Below are 26,805 nucleotides of genomic sequence, written 5' to 3'. Positions count from 1 at the left end.
CCGGGACAGCCGATCTAGAGCGGCAACTCACCCGTCCGCCGGACGTGGGCCCACACATCGGCAGCCGGGACACCGAGCCGGTGGGCCGCGGACTGCAGCAGCGCCCCGAGCAGGCTCGAGGTGCAGAACGCGGCGTCCAGCGAGTCGTCGGCGTTGATCCGGATCTGGTTCCACCACAGCGGGTTCCGGTCCGCGGCGGCCTCGGCCATGGCGATCGCGGTGGCGAAACCGGCAGGGGCGGAGGCGGACGGCCGCGCGCCGGCCCCCCTCACGTCGGTCACGGTCACGTCGGTCACGGTCACGTCGGTCACGGTCACGTCGGTCACCGGGCCCGCAGTTCCCGTGCGTGCTGGCGCTGCAACGCCCGCTCCCGCGACTCCTCGAACTTGCGCACCTTGACGTCCATCTCCTCCAGGAACTCCGCGAGGCGTTCGCGGTAGTGTTCGCCGACCGGCCCGAAGTCGTCGCGCTCGAAGATGCGCCACTTCCGCAGCACGGGCATGACGACATCCGACATGTGTTGCGGCAGATCGTAGATGCCGCCCTTGGCGATCAACACGGCGTTGCGCCGGAAGTTCGGCATGGTCGCGCCGGGCATCTGGAAGTTGGTCACGATCGCGTGGATGGCGGCCATGGTCTGGTCGGGAACGAGGTCGAGCGCGCCGGCGACGATGTTGCGGTAGAAGAGCATGTGCAGGTTCTCGTCGGCCGCGACACGTTGCAGCATGCGGTCGGCGATCGGGTCCCCGCATGCCTTCCCGGTGTTGCGGTGCGAGACCCGGGTGGCCAGTTCCTGGAAACTGACGTACGCGACCGCGAACAGCATGTCGAAGCTGTGGTCGCGCTGCCCGTCGTCGTCGGGCAGCGGGTTGAATCCCGACGTCATGTGCGCCATGCGTATCTCTTCGAGCTCGACCGGGTCGACACCGCGGGTCACCACCAGGTAGTCGCGCATCACGATCGAGTGGCGGTTCTCCTCGGCCGTCCAGCGCCCCACCCACCAGCCCCAGGCATCGTCGAGGGTGAAGTTGTCGGCGATCACCCGGTGGTACGACGGCAGGTTGTCCTCGGTGAGCAGATTGGTGATCATCGCGGCCTTGGCGACATCGGAGAGCCGCGACTGCGACGGATCCCAGTCGAGTCCGCCGAGAGCTGCGAAGTTGCGTCCGTCGTCCCAGGGCACGTAGTCGTGCGGGTGCCAGTCGCGCGTCATCTTCATGTGCCGCTCGACCTCGGTCTCGCACACGGGCAGCAGTTCACGCAGTAGATCCGAACCGGTCATGCCGCGGTCGGCGGGTTCGGCGTCGGGGGGTCCGATGAGGGTGGTCACGTGCTCTCCTGATCACAGCGGGGTCGTACCATCCACTCTGCGCGGCGGGACGGGTGGTGCTCGTGAGGCGAAGGTCCCGCATGTATGGGGTCCGACGTCGCGACTTCCCGGCGCCGCACATCCGGTACTTTCAGACCCATGTCCCCTGTCACGACCGATTCGGCCACCGCCGATCCGACCCCGTCCCCGAATCCGGTCCGCGCCTACCTCGTCGACGACCACGAGCTCGTCCGGCGCGGTCTGCGCGACCTGCTCGGAACCGCCGGCGACATCGAGGTGGTGGGCGAGGCGGCCTCGGTCGGCGAGGCACTTGTCGGCATCCTGGCGACCAAGCCCGATGTGGCCGTGCTCGACGTCCGGTTGCCCGACGGCAACGGGGTCGAGCTGTGCCGGGACGTTCGCGCCGCCGAACCGGGGATCAAGTGCCTGATGCTCACGAGCTACGCCGACGACGACGCGCTGCTCGCCGCGGTCCTCGCCGGCGCCTCGGGTTTCGTGCTCAAACAGATCCTGGGGCACAACCTGGTCGCCGCGGTTCGGACCGTCGGTCGGGGCGGTTCACTGCTCGACGATCGGTCCACGGCGGCCCTGCTCGCCAAGCTGCGCAACGAGAAGCAGACCGAGAAGGATCCGCTCGCCGAGCTCACCCATCAGGAGCGCGAGGTGTTCGCCCTGATCGGCGAAGGCCTGACCAATCGGCAGATCGCCGGCCGGATGTTCCTGGCGGAGAAGACGATCAAGAACTACGTGTCCCGCATCCTGGGCAAGCTGGACATGCAGCGACGCACCCAGGTCGCCGTGATGGCGACCAGACTCCGCGACGGCAAGGAGTGAGCTAACCCACCAGCGGCACCGACCAGGTGAGCGTCGTCCCGCCGCCGCTGGTCCGGCCCTCGCTCGTCCCGCCCCCACTCGTCCCCCGCGGGCGGGTGACGATGCTGAACGTCCCGTCGCAGTCCTCGGCCCGGCGCGTCAGGTTCTCGAGACCGCGATAGGTGACGTCGGCGCCGATGCCGACCCCGTCGTCGCTGATCTCGACGGTCAGGACGTCGTCGGCGGTCACCGACACCGCGATGTGGTCGGCCCGCGCGTGCCGGAGCGCGTTGCTCAAGCCCTCTCGCAGGACGGCGTCGATGTGTGGTCCGAGGGAGTCCGGGACCACCGTGTCGACGGGGCCGTCGAACTCCACGCTCGGCGAGATCGACGCGTGCCCGGACAGTTCGGACACGATGTCGAGCACGCGCCGCCGCAGCGTCGGGCCGACGTCGGTTCCGTAGGGCGTCTGCAGGTCGAAGATCGAGGTGCGGATCTGGGCGATCGTGCGATCGAGGTCGGTCATGATCTGCTCCAGGCGCGCGGCCGCGGCGGCCGGATCGGTGGTCCCGGCCAGCAGCGTCTGTACCGACATCCCGACCGCGAAGAGTCGCTGGATCACATGATCGTGCAGGTCGCGGGCGATGCGGTGCCGGTCTTCGAGGACCTCGAGATCGCGGGCGATCTGTTGCTGCTCGGCGTAGACGACCGCCAGCGAGGCGACCTCGGCGACACCGGCGAGCCCGGCGATCTCCTCGTCGTCCCAGTAGGGGCGGTTGCGGTGGGTGATGAGCATCCAGCCGAACGCCCCCGATGCGCGCTGGAGGGGTTGCACCGAGGTCCAGCGGGCGCCGCGCCGGATCAGCGACTCGGCGATCTGGCCGGAGCGCTGCACCCGCAGCGCCGTGGCGTCCGGCGGGATGAAGTGCTCGATCTCCACCGGGTCGCCGGTGTGCCCGCGTAGTTCCACCTCCCCCGCCATCTCGGTGAGCAGGTAGACATCGACCGCGCCGACGAGATCGGCGACATCGGCGCACATCCGGGACATGGTGTCCGACAACGCGATTCCGGCCAGCGGCTCCGACCCACGCCGGGCCAGGACCTGCATCCAGCGGTGGCGGGTGCGGGCCCGTTCGAAGAGACCCGCGTTGTCGACGGCGATCCCGGCGGCCACCGCCAGCACCGCGACGACGGTCTCGTCGACCTCGGAGAAGTCCTCCGCGGACCGCTTCTCGGTCAGGTACAGACTGCCGAACACCTCGCCGCGCACCATGATCGGAGCACCGAGGAAGGTGTGCATCGGCGGGTGGTTGGGCGGGAACCCCACCGACGTCGGATGAGCGCCGAGGTCGTGGATGCGGTGCAGGCGGGGATCGTCGATGAGCAGGCCGAGGACCCCGCGCCCGACCGGCAGATGTCCCATGGTGGCGCGTTGCGCATCGGTGATACCGATGTGCACGAATTCACTCAGCCCGCCGTCCGGTCCGCGCACACCGAGGGCACCGTACTGGGCGTCCACGAGTCCCGCCGCGACCTCGACGATGCGCTGCAGCGCGCGGTCGAGTTCGACCCCCTGCCCGACCACGAGCACCGCCTCCAGCAGTTCCCGGAGCAGGGCGGGATCGTCGGCACCGTGATCGGCGAGCGCGTCGAGCGTCTCGCGGAGCCGGTGCGCCAGCATCAGGACGCCCCGGGGGCGTCGCCGACGGACTGGGGCGTCGGCACCCGCCCACTCTCGGCGGATCGGGACACGAAGCGGCACAACGCTTCCGGGATCGCGGCCGGATGCAGATGCAAGTACGAGGCGTGCACTGCGGCCGTCGCGAACCCGTGCATCGACGCGCGGCCGGCCGAGTCGCGCCAGGCCCAGGCCGGGGCGAGCGCGCCGTCGCCGACCCCGCTGCGGTGGAACTCGTGACCGGTGACGCGTTCACCGGTCCGGAACAGGGCCGAGTCGCCCACGGCCACGGCATCGCGGTATCCCAGCGTCAGGGTCGGGCCGAAGTGGCCGGGGATGTCGAGGACGCCACTCATCGGGTGCCCGTCGAGTTCGGTGCACAGGTACAGCAGGCCCGCGCACTCGGCGTGGATCGGCCGACCCGCCGCGGCGTGCGCCCGGAGGTCGGCGCGCAGGAGATCGTTGGCGGCCAGCGCCTCGGCGTGTTCTTCCGGGAATCCGCCACCGATCACCACGCCGGCCGCGTCCGCGGGCAACCGGTCCACGAGCGGGTCGAAGACGACGACGCGCGCGCCGGCGGCGGTCAGCATCTCGGCGTGCTCGGCGTAACCGAAGGTGAACGCCGCGCCCCCGGCGACCGCGATCACCGGCGAACCGGCCGACGCGACGGGACGATATGGCGCGACGGCTTCCGCAGCCGACCAGGCCGCGGCGTCGGGGACCGCACGTCCGCGGGCGGCGGCCACGATCGCCGGCAGGTCGAGGGCGCCGCGCAGGTGCGCGGTCATCGCGTCCACGGCGGCGACCGCGTCGGCGTTGCGTTCGGCGGCCGGGATCAGGCCCAGGTGCCGGGAGGGCACCGTCAGCGACGGGTGGCGCCGAAGCACCCCGAGAACCGGCAGTCCCACCCGCGCGGCGGCCTGTCGCAGCACCATCTCATGGCGTGGCGAGCCGACCCGGTTGAGGATGACGCCCGCCATCGACACCGAGGGGTCGTAGGAGAGGAACCCGTGTAGCACGGCGGCCAGCGACTGGCTGTGGCCCGCGGCGTCGACGACGAGGATCACCGGCGCACCGATGATCGACGCGACGTGCGCGGTGGAGCCGACGCCGAGTGAACCGGCATCGCCACCCGGACTGCCGCCCGTCCCGTTGCCACTGTCGGAATCCACGATCCGGCCGTCGAAGAGGCCCATCACGCCCTCGACGACCGCGATGTCGGCGCCCGCGGCGCCGCGGGCGAAGAGCGGCGCAATGCGTTCGGCGCCCACGAGATTCGGGTCGAGATTGCGTCCGGGTCGTCCGGCCGCGACGGCGTGGTAGCCGGGGTCGATGTAATCGGGGCCGACCTTGAACGGCGCCACCCGGTGTCCGGCCGCCCGCAGTGCGCCGATGAGGCCGGTCGTCACGGTGGTCTTGCCGCTGCCCGACGACGGCGCGGCGATCACGACGGCGGGCGTCGACGCCCGCGCGGAGATCACCATTCGATCCCCTTCTGCCCCTTGCGTCCGGCGTCCATCGGGTGGGCGATCTTGTGCATCTCGGTCACGAGATCGGCAGCGTCGACGAGGGCCTGCGGGGCGCGCCGGCCGGTGATGACCACGTGCTGGCGTCCGGGTCGGCGGGCGAGGGTGTCGAGCACCTCGGCGGTGTCCACCCAGCCCCAGTGAAGCGGATAGGTGAACTCGTCGAGGACGTAGAAGTCGTGTTCGCCGGCATCGAGACGGCGTGCGATCTCCGCCCACCCGGCCCGCGCGGCGGCGGCGTGGTCGTCGTCCTGGTCGTCGTTGGCCCGCAACCAGGACCAGCCCTGACCCATCTTGTGCCATTCCACCGGCCCACCGGCGCCGGTCTCCGCGTGCACCCGGTCGAGGGTGAGCATCGTCGACTCCTCCCCCACCTTCCATTTCGCACTCTTCACGAACTGGAACACCGCGACCCGCATACCCGCGTTCCACGCGCGCATCGCCATCCCGAAAGCGGCGGTCGACTTGCCCTTGCCGTCGCCGGTGTGCACCGCGAGGACGGGCTGGTTACGGCGCTGTCGCGTCGTCAAGCCGTCATCGGGGATGCTGACCGGAACTCCCTGGGGCACTCGACTTCTCCTCTGGTCTCAGATGGGGGTGGCGGGGCGGTCAGGCCGCCCCCCGCGCGGGTGCGTGTCCCGTCAGCGCGGTGGCGGACAGTTCGTCCATGGGGATCAGGCTCGCGCCGAGATGGGCCGCGAGATCGCCGGCGAGTCCGAGCCGGACCATCCCCTGCTCGCAGTCGACGACCACGGACGCGATGCCGCGCCGACGGATACCGTCCGCGGCTTCCCGCGCCCGTGCCATCGCGCCTCGTCCTGAGGTGGCACGACCGTCGGTGAGCACCACCAGCAGCGGTCGTCGGTCGGGCTCAGCGCGGCGACACCGCTGCACGACATCGGCGGCGAGCTGCAGGCCCTCGCCGAGCGGTGTCCGGCCGCCGGTACGGATCTCCTCGAGGCGGCGCACCGCGATCTCGACCGATTTGGTGGGCGGCACCGCAAGCGTCGCGGAGGAACCCCGCGCCACGACCACCGCGACGCGGTCGCGCCGGGTATACGATTCGCGCAACATCTCCACGCACAGTTCGGACACCGCGGCCAGCCGACGCCGGGCGGTCATCGACCCGCTGAGGTCGACCACGAAGACGACGAGGTTGGCCTCCTGGCCGACCCGTTGCGCCGACCGCAGGTCGGGGGCGGCGATCCGCACACCGCGCTCGGACCCGGCCCCGCCACGACCGGCCCGGCCCGCGGCGGCGAGCACCGTGCCGAACAGATGCACCGGTCGGCCGGCATCGAAGTCCACGGCATGGGTGGTGTGTCCGCGACGGCTCCGCGCCTTCGATCGGCGACCCGGGTCTCCGTCGCCGAGTCCGTCGACGCGCAGGGTCGGCATGCGGCGAGCCGTCGAGGTCGGCACGGATCCGAACGCCGGTCCGGGAGCGTGCTGCGGGGCGTCGGTGTCGCCGGTCTCGGGAGCCGCATCGGGGTCGGTGTCGGGCGCCGGGCCGGTGTCGGATGCGGAGTCCGGGGCCTCGCCGCCGCCACCGGGCGGCGGTGGTGTCTCGGGCGGTTCCGGGTCGTCATCGGGTGAGTCGGGTCCGGCCGCGTCCTCGCCCGCCGACATCGCCTCGTCGAGCTGGTCGCGGCTGAGCCCCGACTCGTCGAAGGGGTTGCGGCGGCGCCGATGCGGCAGCGCGAGCTCGACGGCCGCCCGGACGTCGACGTCCTCGACGGCGGTGGCCCCGCGCCAGGCGGCATGAGCGAGCGCGGTCCGGGCCACCACGATGTCGCCGCGGAGTCCGTCGACGTCGAGGTGGGCGCAGATCCCGGCGATACGGCGCAATTCCCGGTCCGGGAGGGCCACCGCACCCACGGCGGCTCGTGCGCTCGCGATCCGTTGTGTCAGTTCGTGTTCGGCGGCGGCGTGGGCGGCGACGAACGACGCCGGGTCGGCGTCGTACGCCATGCGGCGGCGCACCACCTCCACGCGTTCGTCGACCTCGCGGCCGGCGGCCACGTCGACCGCGAGCCCGAACCGGTCGAGCAGCTGCGGGCGCAACTCCCCCTCCTCCGGGTTCATGGTGCCGACGAGAACGAAATCGGCCGCCTGGGTGTGCGACACACCATCGCGTTCGATCGTGACCCGTCCACTGGCCGCCGCATCCAGCAGCACGTCGACGAGGTGGTCGGCGAGCAGGTTGACCTCGTCGATGTACAGCACCCCGCGGTGCGCCCGGGCGAGCAGACCGGGAGTGAACTCGGCACGGCCGTCCCGCAGCACCGAGGTGAGATCGAGCGAGCCGATCACACGGTCCTCGGTCGCACCGATGGGCAGTTCGACCACGCGGCCGGCGGTGTCGTCCGTGGCACCGGGGACGCTGAGCAGCGGACCGAGCCCGCGCACGATGGTCGATTTCGCCGTGCCCTTCTCCCCGCGGATCAGGACACCCCCGATACCCGGCGAGATGGCCGACAGGATCAGTGCGAGCTTGAGCTGCTCCTGCCCGACGACGGCGCTGAACGGATAGCGCACGTCGGCGTGCGTGTCCACGGAAGCGGGGAGTTCACCGAGGGTCGTCATCGTGACCCGGCGCGGAGCATCGACACGTGGGGGATCCCGTCCTCGAGGTAGTCGTCGCCGTCGCGGACGAAACCGAACTTGCCGTACATCTCGGTGAGGTAGGCCTGCGCCTCGATCCGGCACGGGCGCTCCCCGACCTCGGCGAGCGCGGCGGTCATGAGGGTCGCCACGAGGCCGTGACCCCGATGGTTGCGTTCGGTGCAGACGCGGCCGATCCGGAAGACCTGTCCGCCGTCGGCCTCCGGTTCCTCGAGCAGACGCAGCGTCGCCAGTACCGCCCCCGGGTCGGGCCCGTCCTCGTCGCCTCCGTCGGTCCGGTCCCCACCGTCGGTGATCCAGAACTGGCGCGTCGTCGGTTCCAGGTCTCGGCCGTCGAGTTCGGGATACGGACAGGCCTGCTCGACGACGAAGACCTCGACCCGCAGCCGGAGGACCCGATACAGCGTGGCTGCGTCCATGTCGTCGGCCAGGGCGCGGTGCACCCGCGGTTCAGAGATCATGTGTCGTGGTTAGCACACAAGGCGACCGGACTTCACCTCGCGCGGATCAGCCGGCGGTGGCGGGCGCGAGCCGGCCGGTCTCGGCGGGGACCTCGTTCCGGTCGGTCAGCTGCAGCGTCTTGTTGGTCCAGTCCCACACCTGGCGGTACAGGTCGCGGTTGTCGTTGAGCTTCTGACCGAAGGACGGGATGATCGCGGTCAGCTTCGACGACCAGCCCGCGTACTCCTTCGGGAAGCACTGTTCGAGCACCGAGATCATCGCCGGCACGGCGGTCGAGGCGCCGGGGGACGCACCGAGGAGCCCGGCGATGGTGCCGTCGCCGGCCGCGACGACCGCGGTGCCGAACTCCAGCTGACCACCCACCCCGGTCTTGCGGATGACCTGCACGCGCTGTCCGGCGGTGATGAGCTCCCAGTCGGCGCCGAGCGCGCGGGGGACGAATTCCGACAGCGTCTTCACCCGGTCGGCCGGCCCGGCGGCGAGCTCGCTGATGAGGTACTTGAGCAGCCCGAACTCTTTGGGCGCGATCGACACCATGGGGAGCAGGTTGCCCGGCTTGATCGAGGCGGGCAGGTCGGTGATCTTGCCGCTCTTGAGGAACTTCGGCGACCACCCGGCGTACGGGCCGAACAGCAGGCCCGGCTTGTGGTTGATGACGCGGGTGTCGAGGTGCGGCACCGACATCGGCGGGGCACCGACGGCGGCCTGCCCGTAGACCTTCGCGTGATGCTCGGCGACGAGATCGGGGTTGGTGCAGCGGAAGAACTCACCGGACACCGGGAACCCGCCGAACCCCTTGGCTTCTTTGATGCCCGACTTCTGCAGCAGGTGCAGCGCACCGCCGCCGGCACCGACGAACACGAACTTCGCGTGCACGGACAGCTTCTGCCCGGTCCGGCCGTTACGGACCTTCACGATCCAGCTGCCGTCGGACTGCTTGGACAGGTTGGTCACCGAATGGCCGAAGTAGATGTCGGCGCCCTGGGCGACGTAGTTGAGGAGCTGCTGGGTGAGCGCGCCGAAATCGACGTCGGTACCCTGGTCGAACCAGTTCAGCGCGACCGGGTCGGCGAAGTCGCGTCCCTCCGACATCAGCGGCAGTCGTGCGGTGAACTCGGCCGGGTCGTCGATGAACTCCATGCCCTCGAACAGGGTCTGGGTCGCGAGATTGTCGTAGCGCTTGCGGAGGTACTTCTGGCCTTCGGCGCCGTGGGTGAAGGCGACGTGCGGAATGGGGTTGATGAACTCCGACGGGTCACCGAGGATGCCGTTGTCGACCGAGTGGGCCCAGAACTGGCGCGACACCTGGAACTGCTCGTTGATGGTGAGCGCCTTGTCGATGTTGACGTCGCCGTCGGCGGTCTTCGGCGTGTAGTTCAGCTCGCAGAGTGCCGAGTGTCCGGTGCCGGCGTTGTTCCACGGGTCGCTGCTCTCGGCGGCGGCGGCGTCGAGCTGCTCGAACAGGCTGATCGACCAGTCGGGCTGAAGCTGTCGGAGCAGCGCTCCGAGGGTCGCACTCATGATTCCCGCACCCACCAACGCGACGTCGGTCGTGATCACCGTTTTCGACACCTGGACTCCACTTCACCTGGAGGGACACTGTGACCGGTGTTCGTCGCGGCACGTCGTCCCGGATGGCAACTTCTCGACCGGGCACTTCTCACCCGGTCCTTGTCGATCGTCATTGTCCAGCATGGCACGTCCAGCACGAGAATCGACCTTCGCAACTGTGTGCTGCACGACATCCGGGCAGTCGGTGACCTGTCACTATGCTGGTCGCCGTGAGCGCATCCGCAGCCGCCGACTGGCAGCCCGACCGATTTCTCGAGGACTACCGGCAACGCGTGCTCCCCCTGGGCCCCGATCCCGACGGTGAATCGCCGATCACCGCGACCCTGGTGCGACGCGCCGAGTCGTCACCCGCGCGCGGCGCCGTGCTCTACGTCCACGGTTTCACCGACTACTTCTTCCACGAGCCGCTCGCCGACTTCTTCGTCGACCGCGGGTACGCGTTCTATGCCGTCGACCTGCGAAAATGCGGGCGATCGCGGCAATCGCACCACACGCCGCACTTCACCACCGACCTCGCGATGTACGACGAAGAGCTCAACGCGTCGCTGCGGACCATCTTCGACGAGGTGGGACCCGACTGCCGGGTCGTGGTGGCCGGGCATTCGACGGGCGGCCTCATCACCGCACTCTGGCTCGACCGGTTGCGACAGCGCGAGCCGGCGCTGCACGCGGCAGTTGACGGACTCCTGCTCAACTCGCCCTGGTTCGATCTGCAGGGCGACGCGGTGCTCCGCACCCTCCCGGTCACGCTGCTCGTCAAGGCGATCGCCGCCGTCGCGCCGACCAGGGTGATACCGAAGGAACTCTCGCAGGCCTACGGCGAGAGCCTGCACGACAGCGCGCACGGCGAATGGAACTACGACCTGTCAGCGAAACCGCTGGGCGGATTCCCGGTCACCTTCGGTTTCCTCGACGCGGTGCGCAGCGGTCAGCGTCGCCTGCACCGCGGCATCGACGTCGGTGTTCCCGCGCTCGTGTTACGTTCGGACAAAACGCATTTCGCCAGGACCTACTCGGCGTCCACCGATCATGCCGATGCCGTCCTCGACGTCACCCACATCGCCCGCTGGAGCGGGTGCCTCGGCGGCCGCGTGACCGCGGTACCCATCCCCGACGCCCGGCACGACGTCTTCCTCTCCGTCGCACACGCCCGCGAGCACGCCTATCGCGAGGTCGACCACTGGCTGTCCGCCGTCCTCTCAACCGAAAGCGAGAATCCCCTATGACCGCCACGCAGGTCGTCGACCTGGCCATCATCGGCTCCGGCAGCGGCAACGCCATTCCCGATGACCGCTTCGCGGACAAGACCCTCGCGATCTTCGAGGAGGGCGTCTACGGCGGCACCTGCCTCAACGTGGGGTGCATCCCGACCAAGATGTTCGTCTACGCCTCCGAGGTGGCCGAGATCGCCACGCACGGTGCGCGCCTGGGCGTGCACTCGAAGGTGGACTCGGTCGACTGGCCCGGCATCGTCGAGCGCGTGTTCGGCCGCATCGACCCGCTGTCGCAGGGCGGCAAGGAGTACCGGGTCGACCGGTGCGAGAACATCACCGTGTACGACTCCCATGTCGAATTCGACGGCCGCGACGACGACGGCCGGTACCGGTTGGTCACGCGAGACGGCGACACGGTCCTCGCCGACGAGGTCGTGCTCGCCGCCGGATCGCGCGCGGTCATCCCCCAGATCGTCGCCGACTCGGGGGTCACCTACTACACCAACAACGACGTCATGCGTCTCCCCGAGCTGCCCGAACGCCTGATCATCGTCGGGAGCGGTTACATCGCAGCGGAATTCGCACACGTCTTCGGCGCGCTGGGCTCACATGTGTCGATCATCGCGCGCGGCCCGGGTCTGCTCCGCAAGCAGGATGCCGACATCTCCAACCGCTTCACCCAGGTGGCCCGGGAGAAGTGGGACGTGCGGCTGGAGACCACGATCACCGAGGCCGAGGACCTGCCCGACGGCGGTGTGCGGGTCGGGCTCTCCGACGGCGCGACACTCGAGGCCGACGTCCTGCTGATCGCGACCGGCCGGCAGCCGAACGGCGACCGGCTCAACCTCGACTCCGTCGGTATCGAGCTCGACGACGAAGGTCGCGTGCGCTGTGATCAGCACGGCCGCACCGCTGCCCGCGGAGTGTGGACGCTGGGCGACGTCAGCTCGCCGTACCAGCTCAAACACGTCGCCAACCACGAACAGCGGGTGGTGCAGGCCAATCTCCTGAAAGGCTGGGACGCAACCGATCTGGACGCCTTCGACCACCGGTACGTCCCGGCGGCCGTGTTCACCCACCCGCAGATCGCCGCGGTGGGCCTCACCGAGGACGAGGCTCGCGAGGCCGGCCGCGACTTCGCGGTCAAGGTCCAGGCCTATGGCGACGTCGCCTACGGCTGGGCGATGGAGGACACCACCGGATTCTGCAAGCTGATCGCCGAACGCGGCACCGGCCGGCTGCTGGGCGCACACCTCATCGGCCCGCAGGCACCGACGGTCATCCAGCCGGTCATCCAGGCGATGCACTTCGGCCAGACCGCACACGAACTCGCCCGCGGCCAGTACTGGATCCACCCGGCGATGCCCGAGGTCCTGGAGAACGCGATCCTCGGCCTGGACATCTGACCCCAGGCCCTCCGCGCGACCTCAGAAAATCGTTGACCCCAGGCCCTCCGCGCGACCTCAGAAAATCGTTGAGCGCAGGGCGATCTCGCTGGCGAGTGCCGGGGCCGCGCGCTGCGGGATCCAGTGGTCCACGCCCGCGAGTTCGCAGTAGCGGAAGTCGCCGTAGACGTACCGACCGCTGCCCTGCGCCTGTTCGCGACCCAGGGCGGTGTCGGCGTCGCTCCACAGCAGCGTGGTCGGGATCTCGACCGGCGGGCACGCCATGGTCGCCTTGATGTCGCCGGTGAAGTTCGCGCGGTACCAGTTCAGCGCGGCGGTCAGGGCGCCCGGTTCCCGCAGCGGGGCGAGTTCGTCCTCGGAGATCCCCACCGCCCGCAGCTCGGCGGCGTCGTCGGCGAGCAGCCTCTCCTCGGCCCCGTCGGCCACGAAATCGAGGATGTACGAAGAACGTTCACGCTGGTCGCTACCGACGAGCGCGTCGCGCATGGCCGACGGATGCCCGGTGCTGGCGACGACGAGACCGGTGAACCGGTCGGGGTACTTCCCGGCGAGATGCCACGCGACGATGCCGCCCCAGTCGTGCCCGACGAGGATCGCGTAGCCGATGCCGAGGGCGTCGAGAACCCCGATCACATCGGAGACGAGGTGGGTGAGCCGGTAGTCGTCCACCCCGGGCGGCCGCGCGCCGGGGCTGTACCCACGTTGATCGATGACCAGTGTCCGCAGCCCCGACTCGTGCAGGCGCGGCAGTACGTCGTCGTAGCAACTCCCGTTCACCGGGAACCCGTGCAGCAGCAGAACCCACGGACCGGTCTCCGGTCCCCCGATCCGGACGTCGAAGGTGAGGCCGCCCACGGTCACCTGACGTCGGTCGTCGATCATGGGGCGGTCTTCAGTCATGGCGCCCACGATAACCCGTCTCCACGACCCCGGCGTCTACAAGTCCTCGAGGTGGTGACGGATGACCTTGGGGTGGCGCGGCGGCCCTTGTTCGATGAGGCGCGTCACGGCGTCGAGGTCGAGGTGTTCGGTGACGAGATCGGCCATCGCGTCGACCTGTCGCCGACGTACGGCGTCGACGTCGGTGCCCGGCGCCACGCGGAATCCTCGGACACCGGCCTCGGCCGCCACGTCGGCCAGAAGTCGACGCCGGAAGTCGTTGCACGCCAGCAGTCCGTGCCAGTGGGTACCCCGGACCGCCCCCCGCACCGCGCCTTCCGGACCGTGCCGGTCGTCGACGATCCACGTGTTCTCGGCCGATCGGGTCACCCGGCCGTGATGGATCTCGTAGCCACTGATCGGCACCCCTGACATCGGAACACCGGACACCTCGCCGCCGGTCCCGGTCACCTCGCCGCCGGTCCCGGTCACCTGCCGCACGGTTTTTTCGGCGTAAAACTCGATGTCGAGGTCGAACAACCCCAGTCCGGGCACCCGCCCGCGACCGGACTCCACTCGGTCGTCGAGGGTGCGGCCCAGCATCTGGAATCCGCCGCACACGGCGACGATCGGACGTCCGCGGGCCGCGCGTTCGGTAAGTGCCTCCCCGAGACCGCGCGCCCGCAGCCACTCGAGGTCGGTGATGGTGGCGCGGGTGCCGGGCAGCACGACGAGGTCGGCGGCCGCCACCCCGGCCGGGTCGTCGACCCAGGTGACGTCGACACCGGGTTCGCAGGCCAGCGCCTCGACGTCGGTCGAGTTGGAGATCCGCGGCAGCCGGATGGCGGCGACCCGCAATCGAGGTACTCCGGTCGCGGAGGATTCGGTGAACGAGCGCGGTGGCCCGACCCGCCGCCCGACCGGCGCCGCGAGCGAGTCCTCGGCGTCGAGCCACAGGTCGTCGGCGAAGGGCACCACCCCGAGTGTCGGCCGTCCCGTGATCGCCTCGACCTGCCGCAGTCCCGGCTCGAGGATCGACGGGTCACCACGGAACTTGTTGACCACGAACCCCGCGATCAGCCGCTGATCGGCGTCGTCGAGGACCGCGGTGGTACCGAACAGATGGGCCAGCGACCCGCCGCGGTCGATGTCGGTGACCAGCACCACCGGGAGGTCCGCCGCCTGTGCGAGACCGAGATTCGCGATGTCGTTGGCGCGCAGATTGATCTCGGCGACCGAACCCGCACCTTCACAGATGACGACGTCGAAGTCGCGTCGGAGACCGGCCAACTCGTCGGCGACGACGGCACGCAGCCGCGCCCGCCAGTGCAGGTAGTCGGCGGCCCCGACGTCTCCGGCGGGCCGACCGCGGAGGATCACGTGCGAGCGACGGTCACTGCCCGGTTTCAACAGCACCGGGTTGAACCTGGTGGAGGGTTCGAGGCCACAGGCGAACGCCTGCAACGCCTGGGCACGACCGATCTCGCCGCCGTCGAGGGTGACCACCGAGTTGTTGGACATGTTCTGCGCCTTGAACGGTGCGACCCGCACACCGGTGCGCCGCAGCGCACGGCACAGCCCGGCGACGATGAGGCTCTTCCCGGCATCGCTGCTGGTACCGCCCACGAGCAATGCGCCACCGAGTCCGTCCACCCGGAACAGACTAGAGGCCGAACCCGAGGCCGCGACCACGGTGGCGTCGTTCACAAGTCCCACCGTTCACCTCGCGGTCGTGCGGGTCTGGATACAGTGACCCGGACGAACAGGTCGACAGCCGGTCGTTCGGAGTCAAGGGGGGTCATCGGACGTGGAGGTCGTGAAGCCCGGGTCCGTGTTCGCCGGATATCGCGTCCTCTCGATGCTCGGGCGCGGCGGCATGGGACAGGTCTGGCTCGTCGAACACCCCACCCTGGGCCGCCGCGAGGCCCTCAAGATCATCTCGCCGAACCCCGCCGATCCCAGTTTCGCCGAGCGGTTCCGCAACGAGGCCCGCACCGCCGCGGCCCTCGATCACCCCGGCATCGTCACGGTCTACACCCACGGCGTGGAGAACGGCAGCCCGTGGTTCTCGATGTCCTACCTCGAAGGCGAGGACCTCGCCGCCGCGTCGGCCCTGCCGGTCGACGACGTGGTGACGGTCGTCGGCAAGGTCGCCGACGCGCTCGACTATGCCCATACCCGGCGCGTCATCCACCGCGACATCAAACCCGCGAACATCGTGGTCGCCCGCGGCCCCGACGGCCGGATCACCCGGGTCACCGTGCTCGACTTCGGCATCGCCCGCCTGATGGACGGCGCGAAGATGACCGCGACCAACCTGTTCGTCGGCACCCTCGCCTACGCCGCACCCGAGATCCTCACCGGCGAACCGGCGATCCCGGCGTCGGACCAGTACGCGCTCGCGTGCACGACCTTCCAGCTGCTCACCGGATCGCAGCCCTATCCCGGGCAGACCCCGATGGCCCTGATCGCCGGCCACGTCAACACGCCCGCACCGCGGATCTCCGAGCGCCGCCCCGACCTCGTCCACGTCGACGCCGTGTTCGCGCGCGCCCTCGCCAAGAACCCCGCCGACCGGTTCGCGTCCTGCTCCGAGTTCGCCGCGGCGCTCGCCCGGGCGGTCGAGATCGCGTCGACGGCGCCCTCCGTCGTCGCGGCGCAGGCACCCGGCCGTCCGTTCTCACCACCGCTGCCCACCCAGCAGGCGCCGGTGCACCCGGTGGCCCACCGTGCCCAGCCACCTGGCGGTCACCCACCGTTCCCGGCGTACGGTCCCGGCGGGCCGCCGCCGGGTCCACCACCCGGATATGTGACCGGGCCCGGCGGACCCCACGGACCCGGCCCGGGGTCCCGGGGAACGGGCTCACGCACCGCCTGGATCGTCGCCGCGGTACTCGGCGTCGTCGTCCTCGTCGTCGGTGTCGTCGGCGCCGCGATCGCCCTCAGCGGATCGGGGTCGGGTCCAGGGACGGCGCCGGTCGCCGGGTCATCGACGACGCCGCCCAGCAGTTCCGGCGGATCCTCCACCGGCAGCGATGAGTTCGAGTCCATCGCCTCCAGCGGGGACAGTACGTGCGCGGTGCGCGGCAATCGACTGTACTGCTGGGGCGACAACGAACGGGGCACGCTGGGCGACGGTACGACCACCGACCGCCCGCGCCCGGTCGCGGTCACCAGCATCTCCGACGTCTCGGCGGTGAGCATGGGCGGCCTCGGGACGACCTGCGCGATCAGTTCCGGAGACCTCTACTGCTGGGGTTACGGGATCGGACCGCCCGGGCAGAACGTGCCGCTGCCGACGAAGGTGTCCGGCCTGTCCCGGGTGTCGGCGGTGTCGGTCGGGCTCACGATCTGCGCGATCAGCGACGGCGACGCCTACTGCTGGCGCAACAACGCGAGCGGCCAGGTCGGCAACGGCAGTACCGGGTCGGTGGACGTGCCCACCCGCGTCGCCGGTCTCTCGGACGTGACCGCCGTGTCCACGTCGCACACCACGAGTTGCGCCATCGCCGGCGGTTCGGCGTACTGCTGGGGCAACAACCGGGAAGGCCAGATCGGCGACGGCACCACACTCGACCGCCTCACCCCGACCCGGGTCCTCGGACTCGACTCGCCCACGTCGATCAGCACGAGCCTGTACTCGACGTGTGCGGTCGCCGGCTCCGGCGGCGTGTTCTGCTGGGGCCAGAACACCAGCGGCCAGCTCGGCGACGGCACCGAGCAGAACCGGCGCACCCCGACCCGCATCGACGTCCGCGGGGCCACCGAGGTGTCCACGGCGGCCTACGGCGGTTGCGCCGCCGCGGGCAGCTCCGCCTACTGCTGGGGTTCGCGCAGCGATCAGCCGGACAAGAGCCCCGACCGCGTCAACGGACTGTCGGGGGTCACCGAGGTCACCACCGGTTCGGCGAACGTGTGCGCGGTCGCGGACGACGAGATGTACTGCTGGGGCCTCAACGGCCAGGGTCAGCCCGGCAACGGGACGACCACGACGAGCAGCGAACCGCAACCCGTCCGCTTCCCCGCCTGAGCGTCTCGGTTGTCGGACCGAACCTCAGTTGTCGGGCCCGATGTCAGTTGTCCGGCACAGTGAGAATCTCGGCGCCGTCGTCGGTGACGACGAGGGTGTGCTCGAACTGCGCGGTCCACCGGCGGTCGGCGGTCACCACGGTCCAGCCGTCGTCCCACATCTCCCACGGCAGTGCGCCGAGGTTGATCATCGGCTCGATGGTGAAGACCATCCCGGGTTCGAGGACCGTGTCGACGTTCGGTTCGTCGTAGTGCAGCACGATCAGCCCGTTGTGAAAGGTCTCACCGATGCCGTGGCCGGTGAAATCGCGCACGACCGTGTAGCCGAACCTGTTCGCGTAGGACTCGATGACCCGACCGATGACATTCAGCTCGCGACCCGGTTTGACGGCCTTGATGGCCCGCTCGGTCGCGATCCGCGTCCGCTCGACGAGATCGGCGGCCTCCTGGTCGACGTCGCCGGCGAGGAAGGTCGCGTTGGTGTCGCCGTGCACGCCGTGGATGTAGGCGGTGACGTCGATGTTGACGATGTCCCCGTCCTCGATCACCGTCGAATCCGGGATGCCGTGGCAGATCACCTCGTTCAACGAGGTGCAGCACGACTTCGGAAAGTCCTTGTAGCCCAGGGTTGACGGGTAGGCACCGTGGTCGATCATGTACTCGTGCGCGATCGCGTCGAGTTCGTCGGTGGTCACGCCCGGGGCGACGGCCTTGCCCGCCTCGGCGAGTGCGTTGGCCGCGATCTTGCTCGCGATGCGCATCTTCTCGATCGTCTCGGCGGTCTGCACCCAGGGCTCATGGCCCTCGTTCACCGTCGGCTTCCACACGTATTCGGGACGTTCGATGGAGTCGGGCACGGACCGGATGGGCGACACGATCCCCGGCGTGAGGGCACTGCGAACTGGCATGCGACCAGACTATCCCGGCCCGTCGCGGCGAGGCCCGTGGGCGGACACCGCGGCGAACGTCACTAAGCTCGCCGGGAGGAGCCGATGGGAGGCCATCGGAGTCGACGATGGAGGTGTGCGGTGCGGACCAGGGGCTTACGGGCGGCGCTGGTGATGGTGCTGACCGTGCTGAGCCTGTCGGCGTGCTTCGTCACCCCGATCGAGCAGGAGCGGCACTCGCCGGGCGCACATCTGCGCGACGGCCCGCAGACTGCGACGCTCGCGGAGTCCGACGTCACGCCCGTCGTCGAGAATCCCGCTCCCCGGCTGCCCGCGACCGTGGACTCGCTGCGGTACGGCGACGTGACCGTCGACGACGCCGACCGGATCATCGCCGTAGACATCAACGGAACCCTCGGCAACATCGTGTACGCCCTCGGACTCGGGTCGCACGTGGTGGGGCGCGACACGTCCACCGCCTTCCCCTCGGCGAGATCGCGGCCGGTGGTGACCAACCGCGGACACAGCCTCAACGCCGAATCCGTTCTCGCCCTTGACCCGAGCGTCCTGCTCGTCAGCGAGTCCACTGTGCCCACCGCCGCCGTCGACCAGATCCGCGACTCCGGCGTCGCGGTCGTCGTGTTCCCGGCCGCCCGCAATCTGGAGTCGAACGACACCCTGATCCGCTCGGTCGCAGCCGCACTCGGTGTCGCCGATGCCGGCGAGAAGCTCGTCGCCCGGACCGACGCCCAGATTCAAGAGGCGCGCGCGCTGGTCCCGGATCCGTCCGGAGATCCCACCATGGCGTTCCTCTACATCCGCGGACGCAACCTGCTGCTGCTGGCCGGGCCCGGATCGGGTGCCGACGACCTCATCGAGGCGCTCGGTGGCCGGGATGCCGGCGCGGCAGCCGATCTCACCGGCGCGTTCACCGCGATCAGCGCCGAGGCCATGATCACGGCCAACCCGGACGTGATCCTCGTGATGACCCAGGGCGCGGCCACCGTCGGCGGACCCGAGGGGGTGCTGACCCTGCCGGGTGTGGCCGACACCGAGGCCGGCCGCAACGGACGGGTCGTGCAGATGGACGAGAGTCAGATCCTGGCGTTCGGCCCCGAGGTCGGACTGGTGCTGGGTGCGCTGGCGAGGTCGATCTACGCATGACCGACCCAGCGCGGACCACGACGGACCCGGCGACCGAGCCGACGACCCCGTCGGCCGTCGTCGCTCCCCCGGCCGGCACGTCGCATCGGGTCCGTGACCTCACGGTGGTGGCGGTGATGCTGGTCGCCTTGGTCGTGCTCGTCATCGTGTCCGCGGGCACCGGAAAGGTGTCGGTGCCGCCGCTCGAGGTGCTCGGCAGCCTCGCCCACCATTTCCACCTCGATCTCGGACCGCTCCCCTCCCACCCGAACGGCGAAGGCGCGCTGTGGAATGTGCGCTTCCCGCGCATCGTGCTCGGACTGTTCGTCGGAGCCGCGCTCGGCGCCGCGGGTTGCCTCCTGCAGGGAGTGCTGGCGAACCCGCTGGCCGAACCGGGGATCATCGGCGTCTCCTCCGGCGCCGCGGTCGGCGCCTGTCTGATGATCGTGCTCGCCGGCGGGACCGCCGGAGCCGGTGGCGCGGCGGGCAATTGGGCTCTCGCCGGGGCGGCCTTCGTGTTCGGCCTCATCACCGCGGCGGCGGTGTACGTGTTGTCCCTTCGCGACGGGTCGTCGTCGGCGATCATGCTGGTGCTCACCGGTATCGCGGTCAACGCGTTCGCGGCCGGGATCATCGCGTTCCTCACCTTCGTGGCCACCACCGCCGCCCGCGAGCAGATCATCTTCTGGCAGCTCGGCTCGCTCGCCGGACGCACCTGGAGCGAGATCTGGGTCGTCGCACCGCTCGTCGTCGTGGGTGTCGCGGCCTGCCTGTTCCTGGTCTCGAAGCTCGATCTGCTCGCGCTGGGCGACATCCAGGCCGCCTCCCTCGGCGTGAACGTGGAGGCCGTCCGCCGGCAGGCGATCGTGCTCACCGCGGTGCTGACCGCCGCGGCGGTCGCCTTCGCCGGGATCATCGCCTTCGTCGGCCTCATCGTGCCGCACGTGATGCGCCTCATCGTCGGACCGCGCCACGCGATCCTGTTACCCACCAGCGTGATCGGTGGAGCGCTGGTCATCACCGGTGCCGACCTCGCCGCCCGGACGATGCTCGGTGACGCCGACCTCCCGCTCGGCATGTTCACGTCCCTGATCGGTGGCCCGGTCTTCTTCATCCTGTTGCGTCGCAGCCGTCACGCGGGTGCCGGATGGTGACGACCGAAACCGCCGCGACGACGGCCCTGGGCATCCACGCCCGAGACGTCTCGGTCGTTCTCGGCGGACGCGAGGTGGTGAGCGAGGTGACCCTCGACGTCGGGCGCGGTGAACTCGTCGCCCTCGTCGGCCCCAACGGGTGTGGCAAGTCCACGCTGCTGTCGGCCCTGTCCGGCACCCGCACACCGCAGCGCGGTCACATCGAGGTCGACGGCCGGGACGTCGCGACGACCTCGATGCGCGAACTCGCCCGCCACCGCTCGCTGGTGACCCAGCAGAACCGGGTGGACACCCCCTTCACCGTGGCCCAGGTCGTCGCGATGGGCCGCTACCCGTGGCTGCGGACACCGCGCGCGGCGAACTCCCCCGCCGTGATCGCCGACGCGATGGCACTGTGCGAGCTCGGCGACATCGCCGACCGGCCGTTCGGACAGCTCTCCGGCGGCCAGCAGGCACGCGTCTCCCTGGGTCGTGCCCTTGCCCAGGACACCCCCGTCATGATGCTCGATGAGCCGACCGCGGCACTCGACATCCACCATCAGGAGCAGGTCCTCGACATCCTGCGCGTCCACCGCGATGCCGGGAACGCCGTGCTGCTGGTGGTGCACGACCTCACCCTCGCGGCCGCCTACGCCGACCGGGTGGCCGTGATGAAGGACGGCCGGCTGCTCGCGATCGGGCCGACGCCGGAGGTGATGACCGTCGATCTGCTCAGCCACACCTACGACCACCCCGTCGAGGTGATCGAACATGCCGGGCGACGGGTGATCCTCCCCGTCCGGACACCCGGTAGCGCCTAGAAGATGGTGCGCACTGGTGAGGGCGTCTCAGGAGAGAGGGCGCACCGCGTAGCCCGGTCCGAGACCGGCGAAGAAGTCGCGGGTGACGGCCACCGCGTTGTTCGAATCACCGCCACCTACGACGAGGGTGGCGAACGCGATGTCGCCACGGTAGCCGGCGAACCAGGCGTGTGACCCGCCGGCGAACTCCGCCTCACCGGTCTTGCCGAAGACCGCACCCTGGCCGTCGATCACCGACGCCGTACCGCTCGTGATGACCTCACGCATCATCGGGCGCAGCTGGGCGTAGACCTCGGGCGCCATCGTGGGCGTCGGACCCTCGACCTTCGTGGGCTTGTCCAGGATGAGTTGCGGCACCGGCGCCTTCCGACCGTTCGCAACGGTGGCGGCCACCAGGGACAGCCCCAGCGGCGAGACGAGGACCTTGCCCTGCCCGAAGCCGTCCTCACTGCGGGCGACGAGTTCGTTCTCGATCGGCACCGAGCCGGACACGGCGTCGAGGCCGGCGATCTCGTACTGTTGTCCGACGCCCATCGCGGCCGCGGCGTGCGCGAGATCCGACGGTCCCATCTCGCTGGCGAGTTTGGCGAACGTGGTGTTGCAGGACTGCGCGAACGCCCGCAGCATCGACACCGTCCCCAGCGAGAACCCGTCGTAGTTCGGGATCAGGCGCGGACCGATCTGGATGGCGCCGGGACATCCGACGGGAGTGTCGGGGGTGGCCATCCGATGGCTGATCGCGGCCGCGGCGGTCACCATCTTGAAGGTCGACCCGGGCGGGTACAGACCGGTCGTCGCGATGGGCCCCGACCGGTCGGCCGCGGGATTCTGGGCGACCGCGAGGATCCGACCGGTGGACGGCTGCACGACGACCAGCGCGATCTGGAACCGGTTGGTGGCGTTGACCGCTCGCTGGGCCGCGTTCTGCACCGTCCGCGACAGACTCAGCGAGACCGCCGGCGCGGGGTCCGGGTCGTGGTCGGCGAGGACGTCGGCGTCGAGGCCGTTGGGGTTGACCGTCACCACCCGCCAGCCCGCCCGCCCCGACACCTCGGAGTCGACGACCTTCTTGACCTCGGTCAGCAGGGCGGGCGCGAATCTCGGGTCCTCGGGGACCAGTTCGGCCTGTTCGTTGGTCACGACGCCGGGGATCGCCAGTTGGTCGCGCAAGCGGTCGAACTGGTCGTGGGACAGCCGGGCGAGCGGGTACTGCTGCCGGTTCGCGGTGACCTGTTCGATGATCGTCTGCTCGTTGAGCGAGGGACTGAACCGGCGCAGTACCGCGACCGCACCGGTCACCGACTCGGCGACCGACGCGCCCTGTTCGGCGGCGGCGGTCGCATCGAAGTTGACGCCCACGACGGTGCCGTTGACCATCACCTCCGAGCCGTCGGACTCATTGACCGTCGCGCGCGGCGCCTCGACGATCTGGAGCGAAAGGCGTTGATCGGCACCGAGTTTCGGATGGATGTTCGTCGACGCCCAGCGCACCGCCCAGCCGTCGTCGGACCGGCCCATCCGCAGGGTGGCGTCGTAGGCCCAGTCGCGGCCCCGCGGCAGCGCCCACGTGTAGTCGACGTCCACCTCGGCGGTGTCCCCGGTGACGCGGACCCGCCCGGCCTGCGACTCGAGCGCCTCGGCACCCAGCCCGGCCCAGGCCGACTCCATCGCGGACTCCGCGGCAGCGGGTGTGTCGGTCAGCGCCGCCGCGGACGCCACCTCACGATCGGCGTAGGCCTGCAGGAAGCGCTCCGCGGCGCGGCGCGGCCCGTCGTCCTCGGAAGCCGAACAACCGACCGTGGCCACCGTCACGGCAGCACACACCGCGACGATCACCGCCGGGGTCCATCGAGTTCGCATGCGCCACATCGCAGTCGAGTCTAGGGTGGCCCGGCCGGAATCCCGCGACGCCACGCGGGGCGGGCGCTCAGTCGACGAGGACGGTCGCGAAGGTGCCGACCTCGGTGAACCCGATGCGGTCGTACACCGCGCGCGCGGTCACGTTGAAGCTGTTGACGTACAGACTCGGAATGCGGCCGTGAGCGGCGACGGCCTCGGCGACGGCCGCGGTACCACCCAGTCCCAGTCCCTCACCGCGCCGGTCGGGATCCACCCAGACTCCCTGGATCTGGCCGACCCGGCGGGACAGCGAGCCGATCTCGGCCTTGAACACGACGTCGGGGCCGTCGAAGCGGGCGAACACCCGCTGCGCGGTGATGAGCGAGGCGAGGCGTCGTCGGTAGGAACGACCGCCGTCGCCGGCCGTCGGATCGACACCGACCTCGCCGATGAACATGTCGATGGCCGCGGGCATGTACGCGTCGAGGTCGTCGAGGGTCACCAGCCGCACGAGCGGGTCGGCGGGTACCGCCGCACAACACGTGAGGGCGAGCAGCGGTTGCACCGGCCGGACCTCACGCGCCGGACCCCACACCGGCTCGATCTGTTCCCACATCTGCATCACGAGGTCGGCGCGGCCGACGATGGAGGAGCATGCCCGCGGTCCGGCGATGGCGCGGTCGGAGAAGTAGTCGAGATCCTCGGGCGAACCGGTGAGCGGGATCAGGTTGGCGCCGGAGAAGCAGAGGGACGACGCGGGATTATGCGCGGTCCACAGCTCGCCGCCCAGCAGCCGAGGGTTGATCCCGTGCGTCTCGAAGCGGGCCGCGACCATGCACATCGCCACCGGGTCCGAGGTGAGGACACGTTCGACAGCGGCCGCATCACGAGCGCCGAGCGGCTTGTCGCCCAGTAGCTTCAGCAACGCCGCTCCTCCCTCTCGAGCCTGCCGCCGACCTAGGAAACGGTCACCACGGGCGGGCCCACGTGAGTACCGTCTCCAGTTTCTCCTGATTCCTCGGCGATCCGCAGCGCTTCTTCGATCAAGGTCTCCACTATCTGCGCCTCGGGAACCGTCTTGATGACCTCGCCCTTGACGAAGATCTGCCCCTTGCCGTTCCCGGAGGCCACGCCGAGGTCGGCCTCACGGGCCTCACCGGGGCCGTTGACGACGCACCCCATCACGGCCACGCGCAGCGGAACCTCCATGCCCTCGAGTCCGGCGGTGACCTCGTCGGCCAGCTTGTAGACGTCGACCTGGGCGCGGCCGCACGACGGGCACGAGACGATCTCGAGTTTGCGCGGGCGGAGATTCAGCGACTGCAGGATCTGGTCGCCGACCTTGATCTCCTCGGCCGGCGGGGCCGACAAGGACACCCGGATGGTGTCGCCGATGCCCTCGCTGAGCAGCGCGCCGAAGGCGACGGCGGACTTGATCGTGCCCTGGAAGGCGGGCCCAGCCTCGGTGACCCCGAGGTGCAGCGGGTAGTCACAGGCGGCGGCGAGCTGGCGGTAGGCCTCCACCATGATCACCGGGTCGTTGTGTTTCACCGAGATCTTGATGTCGCCGAAGCCGTGCTCCTCGAACAGCCCGGCCTCCCACAGCGCCGACTCGACGAGCGCCTCCGGGGTCGCCTTGCCGTACTTCTGCAGGATCCGCTTGTCGAGGGACCCGGCGTTGACGCCGATCCGGATGGGGATCCCGGCATCACCGGCCGCCTTGGCGACCTCCTTGACCCGGCCGTCGAACTCCTTGATGTTGCCCGGGTTGACACGCACGGCGGCACAGCCGGCGTCGATCGCGGCGAAGATGTACTTCGGCTGGAAGTGGATGTCGGCGATCACCGGGATCTTGGACTTCTTGGCGATGATCGGCAGCGCCTCGGCGTCTTCGGGACGCGGGCACGCGACGCGCACGATGTCGCACCCCGAGGCCGTCAACTCCGCGATCTGCTGCAGGGTGGCGTTGATGTCGTGGGTCTTGGTGGTCGTCATCGACTGCACCGAGATCGGGTGGTCGCTGCCGACGCCGACCGAGCCGACGAAGAACTGCCGGGTCTTCCGACGCGGGGCGAGCACCGGCGGTGGTCCGGCGGGCATGCCGAGTCCGATCGGCACGGGGGTCGCGGGAGTCGGGGCGTTCATCTCGTTCACCTCTGGGGGTTTCGGTTCTCTAGTGGTATTCGGCGCCGGACGGCGACCCGGATCGTTCGGGTCACTGCCACGGGTTGATCGGGTTGATGATGTCGGCGGTGAGCGTGAGCACCATGAAGCCGGCCATGATCACCACGGCGGCGTAGGTGATCGGGAGCAGTTTGTAGTAGTCGACGGCCCCACCGGGTGCCCGGCCGAACCAGCGCCGCACGGTGTCGCGGCCCTTCTCGTAGCCGACGATCGCCATGTGGCCGCCGTCGAGCGGGAGGAGCGGGACCAGGTTGAACAGTCCCAGGAAGAAGTTGATGCTGATCAGGAGCATCCAGAACATGTCCCACAGCCCACGCTCGACGGCCTGACCGCCGAGCACCGAGGCGCCGTACACGCTGACCGGGGTGTCGAGGGCGCGCTCACCACCGGTGACCGCCGTCCACAGCGCACCGATCTTCGACGGCAGGGACAGCAGCGCGTTCCAGGTCTCGACCGCCAGTTCGCCGGTGAATCCGATCGCGCCGGGCACGATCTCGAGGCCGCTGTAGGTGATGACGTTCGGCGGGACGTCGTAGGCGATGCCGACCATGTTGTAGGTCAGGGTCTCGGAGGTGCCGTCGGCCTTCGTCGCCGTCACCGTGGTGGGCTCGGGGGTCATCGTCAGGTCGAGCCGCTGACCGTCGCGGTCGACCGTCAGCGCGACCGGGCCGGTGGACTCGCGGATCACCGGGGTCAGATCCGACGCCTGCCCGACCGGCTGACCGTTGATCGCCACGATGTCGTCACCGGGGAGCAGCCCGGCGGCGCCCGCCGGGCCGGTGCCGGCGCAGGGCGCGTCGGTCTGCTTGTTGCCTTCGATGGTGATCGTCGACGGGACGCACTGGGTCTTGCCGACGGTTGCCGGAGTCGGGCCGGGGTTGAGGTTGGGCAATCCGAACGTCAGGCCGACGATGATGATGAGGACGAAACCGAGGAGGAAGTTCTGGGCCGGTCCGGCGAACAGCACGACCAGGCGTTTCCAGGCCTTCTGCTTGTACATCGCCCGGTCCTTCTCGTCCCGGGCCAGTTCCTCGTGCGGGGTCATCCCGGCGATGTCGCAGAAACCGCCGAGCGGCAGCGCCTTGATCCCGTACTCGGTCTCGCCGCGCCGGGTGGACCAGATCGTGGGACCGAAGCCGACGAAGTACCGCCGGACCTTCATGCCCGTCGCCTGCGCGGCCCACATGTGGCCGCACTCATGCCAGGCGACCGACAGCAACAGCGCCACGGCGAACAGCGTGACGCCGATCGCGAAACTCACGTA

At 69.9% G+C, this 26,805-nt stretch carries 22 protein-coding genes; 7 read left to right on the top strand and 15 right to left on the bottom strand.

Annotated elements, in window-relative coordinates; genetic code table 11:
* Positions 1 to 14 precede the first annotated feature (14 nt).
* Positions 15 to 281, bottom strand: coding sequence for a hypothetical protein (locus tag AS181_RS03005; protein WP_091344227.1), 267 nt, complete (start codon positions 279 to 281; stop codon positions 15 to 17).
* A 41-nt stretch (positions 282 to 322) separates the two neighbouring features.
* Positions 323 to 1,330: an acyl-ACP desaturase gene (locus AS181_RS03000; protein WP_058250123.1), complete on the bottom strand. Its 1,008-nt coding sequence runs from the start codon at positions 1,328 to 1,330 to the stop codon at positions 323 to 325.
* 138 nt (positions 1,331 to 1,468) lie between these two features.
* Between AS181_RS03000 and AS181_RS02995 the strand changes: the two genes are divergently transcribed.
* The gene (locus AS181_RS02995) at positions 1,469 to 2,164 is read left to right on the top strand and encodes a response regulator (RefSeq protein ID WP_058250122.1); all 696 of its coding nucleotides are present in this window, start codon (positions 1,469 to 1,471) and stop codon (positions 2,162 to 2,164) included.
* A gap of 1 nt (position 2,165) precedes the next feature.
* Here AS181_RS02995 and AS181_RS02990 read toward each other — a convergent pair whose 3' ends face one another.
* From AS181_RS02990 to mqo, 6 genes are read right to left on the bottom strand one after another with little or no spacing between them, the layout of a single operon-like run.
* Complete coding sequence (locus AS181_RS02990; RefSeq protein WP_058250121.1) at positions 2,166 to 3,824, bottom strand: GAF domain-containing sensor histidine kinase; 1,659 nt, start codon at positions 3,822 to 3,824, stop codon at positions 2,166 to 2,168.
* The gene (locus tag AS181_RS02985) at positions 3,824 to 5,305 is read right to left on the bottom strand and encodes a cobyrinate a,c-diamide synthase (RefSeq protein ID WP_058250120.1); all 1,482 of its coding nucleotides are present in this window, start codon (positions 5,303 to 5,305) and stop codon (positions 3,824 to 3,826) included. Before AS181_RS02985 ends, AS181_RS02990 begins: the two co-directional genes overlap by 1 nt.
* On the bottom strand, positions 5,299 to 5,916 hold the full coding sequence (gene cobO, locus AS181_RS02980) for a cob(I)yrinic acid a,c-diamide adenosyltransferase (protein WP_058250119.1): 618 nt from the start codon (positions 5,914 to 5,916) through the stop codon (positions 5,299 to 5,301). The genes AS181_RS02985 and cobO overlap by 7 nt, the downstream gene beginning before the upstream one ends.
* Positions 5,917 to 5,956: 40 nt before the next feature.
* A complete protein-coding gene (locus tag AS181_RS02975) occupies positions 5,957 to 7,933 on the bottom strand; it encodes a VWA domain-containing protein (RefSeq protein ID WP_058250118.1) in 1,977 nt (658 codons plus the stop codon).
* A complete protein-coding gene (locus AS181_RS02970; protein ID WP_058250117.1) occupies positions 7,930 to 8,433 on the bottom strand; it encodes a GNAT family N-acetyltransferase in 504 nt (167 codons plus the stop codon). Before AS181_RS02970 ends, AS181_RS02975 begins: the two co-directional genes overlap by 4 nt.
* 46 nt (positions 8,434 to 8,479) lie before the next feature.
* Positions 8,480 to 10,006: a malate dehydrogenase (quinone) gene (gene mqo / locus AS181_RS02965; RefSeq protein WP_058250116.1), complete on the bottom strand. Its 1,527-nt coding sequence runs from the start codon at positions 10,004 to 10,006 to the stop codon at positions 8,480 to 8,482.
* 197 nt (positions 10,007 to 10,203) lie between these two features.
* Here mqo and AS181_RS02960 point away from each other — a divergent pair, with 197 nt between their 5' ends.
* Together AS181_RS02960 and mtr are read left to right on the top strand one after the other, a co-directional pair.
* Complete coding sequence (locus tag AS181_RS02960; RefSeq protein WP_058250115.1) at positions 10,204 to 11,232, top strand: alpha/beta hydrolase; 1,029 nt, start codon at positions 10,204 to 10,206, stop codon at positions 11,230 to 11,232.
* Complete coding sequence (gene mtr, locus AS181_RS02955) at positions 11,229 to 12,626, top strand: mycothione reductase (protein WP_058250114.1); 1,398 nt, start codon at positions 11,229 to 11,231, stop codon at positions 12,624 to 12,626. The genes AS181_RS02960 and mtr overlap by 4 nt, the downstream gene beginning before the upstream one ends.
* Positions 12,627 to 12,683: 57 nt before the next feature.
* Here mtr and AS181_RS02950 read toward each other — a convergent pair whose 3' ends face one another.
* Both AS181_RS02950 and AS181_RS02945 read right to left on the bottom strand, forming a co-directional pair.
* Entirely contained in the window at positions 12,684 to 13,487 is an 804-nt protein-coding gene (locus AS181_RS02950; protein ID WP_078112257.1) for an alpha/beta fold hydrolase, read from the bottom strand.
* Positions 13,488 to 13,562: 75 nt separating this feature from the next.
* A complete protein-coding gene (locus tag AS181_RS02945) occupies positions 13,563 to 15,158 on the bottom strand; it encodes a cobyric acid synthase (RefSeq protein WP_058250300.1) in 1,596 nt (531 codons plus the stop codon).
* Between the two features lie 163 nt (positions 15,159 to 15,321).
* Here AS181_RS02945 and AS181_RS02940 point away from each other — a divergent pair, with 163 nt between their 5' ends.
* Positions 15,322 to 17,535, top strand: coding sequence for a protein kinase domain-containing protein (locus tag AS181_RS02940; protein ID WP_231742228.1), 2,214 nt, complete (start codon positions 15,322 to 15,324; stop codon positions 17,533 to 17,535).
* 43 nt (positions 17,536 to 17,578) lie between these two features.
* Here AS181_RS02940 and map read toward each other — a convergent pair whose 3' ends face one another.
* The gene (gene map, locus AS181_RS02935; protein WP_058250111.1) at positions 17,579 to 18,442 is read right to left on the bottom strand and encodes a type I methionyl aminopeptidase; all 864 of its coding nucleotides are present in this window, start codon (positions 18,440 to 18,442) and stop codon (positions 17,579 to 17,581) included.
* 120 nt (positions 18,443 to 18,562) lie between these two features.
* Between map and AS181_RS02930 the strand changes: the two genes are divergently transcribed.
* From AS181_RS02930 to AS181_RS02920, 3 genes are read left to right on the top strand one after another with little or no spacing between them, the layout of a single operon-like run.
* Entirely contained in the window at positions 18,563 to 19,585 is a 1,023-nt protein-coding gene (locus AS181_RS02930; RefSeq protein WP_058250110.1) for a heme/hemin ABC transporter substrate-binding protein, read from the top strand.
* On the top strand, positions 19,582 to 20,718 hold the full coding sequence (locus AS181_RS02925) for a FecCD family ABC transporter permease (protein ID WP_058250109.1): 1,137 nt from the start codon (positions 19,582 to 19,584) through the stop codon (positions 20,716 to 20,718). Before AS181_RS02930 ends, AS181_RS02925 begins: the two co-directional genes overlap by 4 nt.
* Positions 20,712 to 21,518 (top strand): heme ABC transporter ATP-binding protein, encoded by an 807-nt coding sequence (locus tag AS181_RS02920; RefSeq protein WP_058250108.1) that lies wholly within the window; start codon positions 20,712 to 20,714, stop codon positions 21,516 to 21,518. The genes AS181_RS02925 and AS181_RS02920 overlap by 7 nt, the downstream gene beginning before the upstream one ends.
* A 27-nt stretch (positions 21,519 to 21,545) precedes the next feature.
* Here AS181_RS02920 and AS181_RS02915 read toward each other — a convergent pair whose 3' ends face one another.
* The 4 genes from AS181_RS02915 to AS181_RS02900 form a co-directional block, all read right to left on the bottom strand.
* Positions 21,546 to 23,387, bottom strand: coding sequence for a penicillin-binding transpeptidase domain-containing protein (locus AS181_RS02915; protein WP_058250107.1), 1,842 nt, complete (start codon positions 23,385 to 23,387; stop codon positions 21,546 to 21,548).
* Positions 23,388 to 23,445: 58 nt separating this feature from the next.
* Entirely contained in the window at positions 23,446 to 24,282 is an 837-nt protein-coding gene (locus AS181_RS02910; RefSeq protein ID WP_058250106.1) for a GNAT family N-acetyltransferase, read from the bottom strand.
* 32 nt (positions 24,283 to 24,314) lie between these two features.
* Entirely contained in the window at positions 24,315 to 25,502 is a 1,188-nt protein-coding gene (gene ispG, locus AS181_RS02905; RefSeq protein WP_058250299.1) for a flavodoxin-dependent (E)-4-hydroxy-3-methylbut-2-enyl-diphosphate synthase, read from the bottom strand.
* Between the two features lie 70 nt (positions 25,503 to 25,572).
* Positions 25,573 to 26,802 (bottom strand): M50 family metallopeptidase, encoded by a 1,230-nt coding sequence (locus AS181_RS02900; protein ID WP_058250105.1) that lies wholly within the window; start codon positions 26,800 to 26,802, stop codon positions 25,573 to 25,575.
* Positions 26,803 to 26,805: the final 3 nt, after the last annotated feature.

The sequence above is a fragment of the Gordonia sp. SGD-V-85 genome (genome assembly GCF_001456905.1).
GTDB lineage: Bacteria > Actinomycetota > Actinomycetes > Mycobacteriales > Mycobacteriaceae > Gordonia > Gordonia hongkongensis.
Note: the sequence above shows the minus strand (reverse complement) of the source record. Positions and strands in the feature narration are given on the sequence as shown.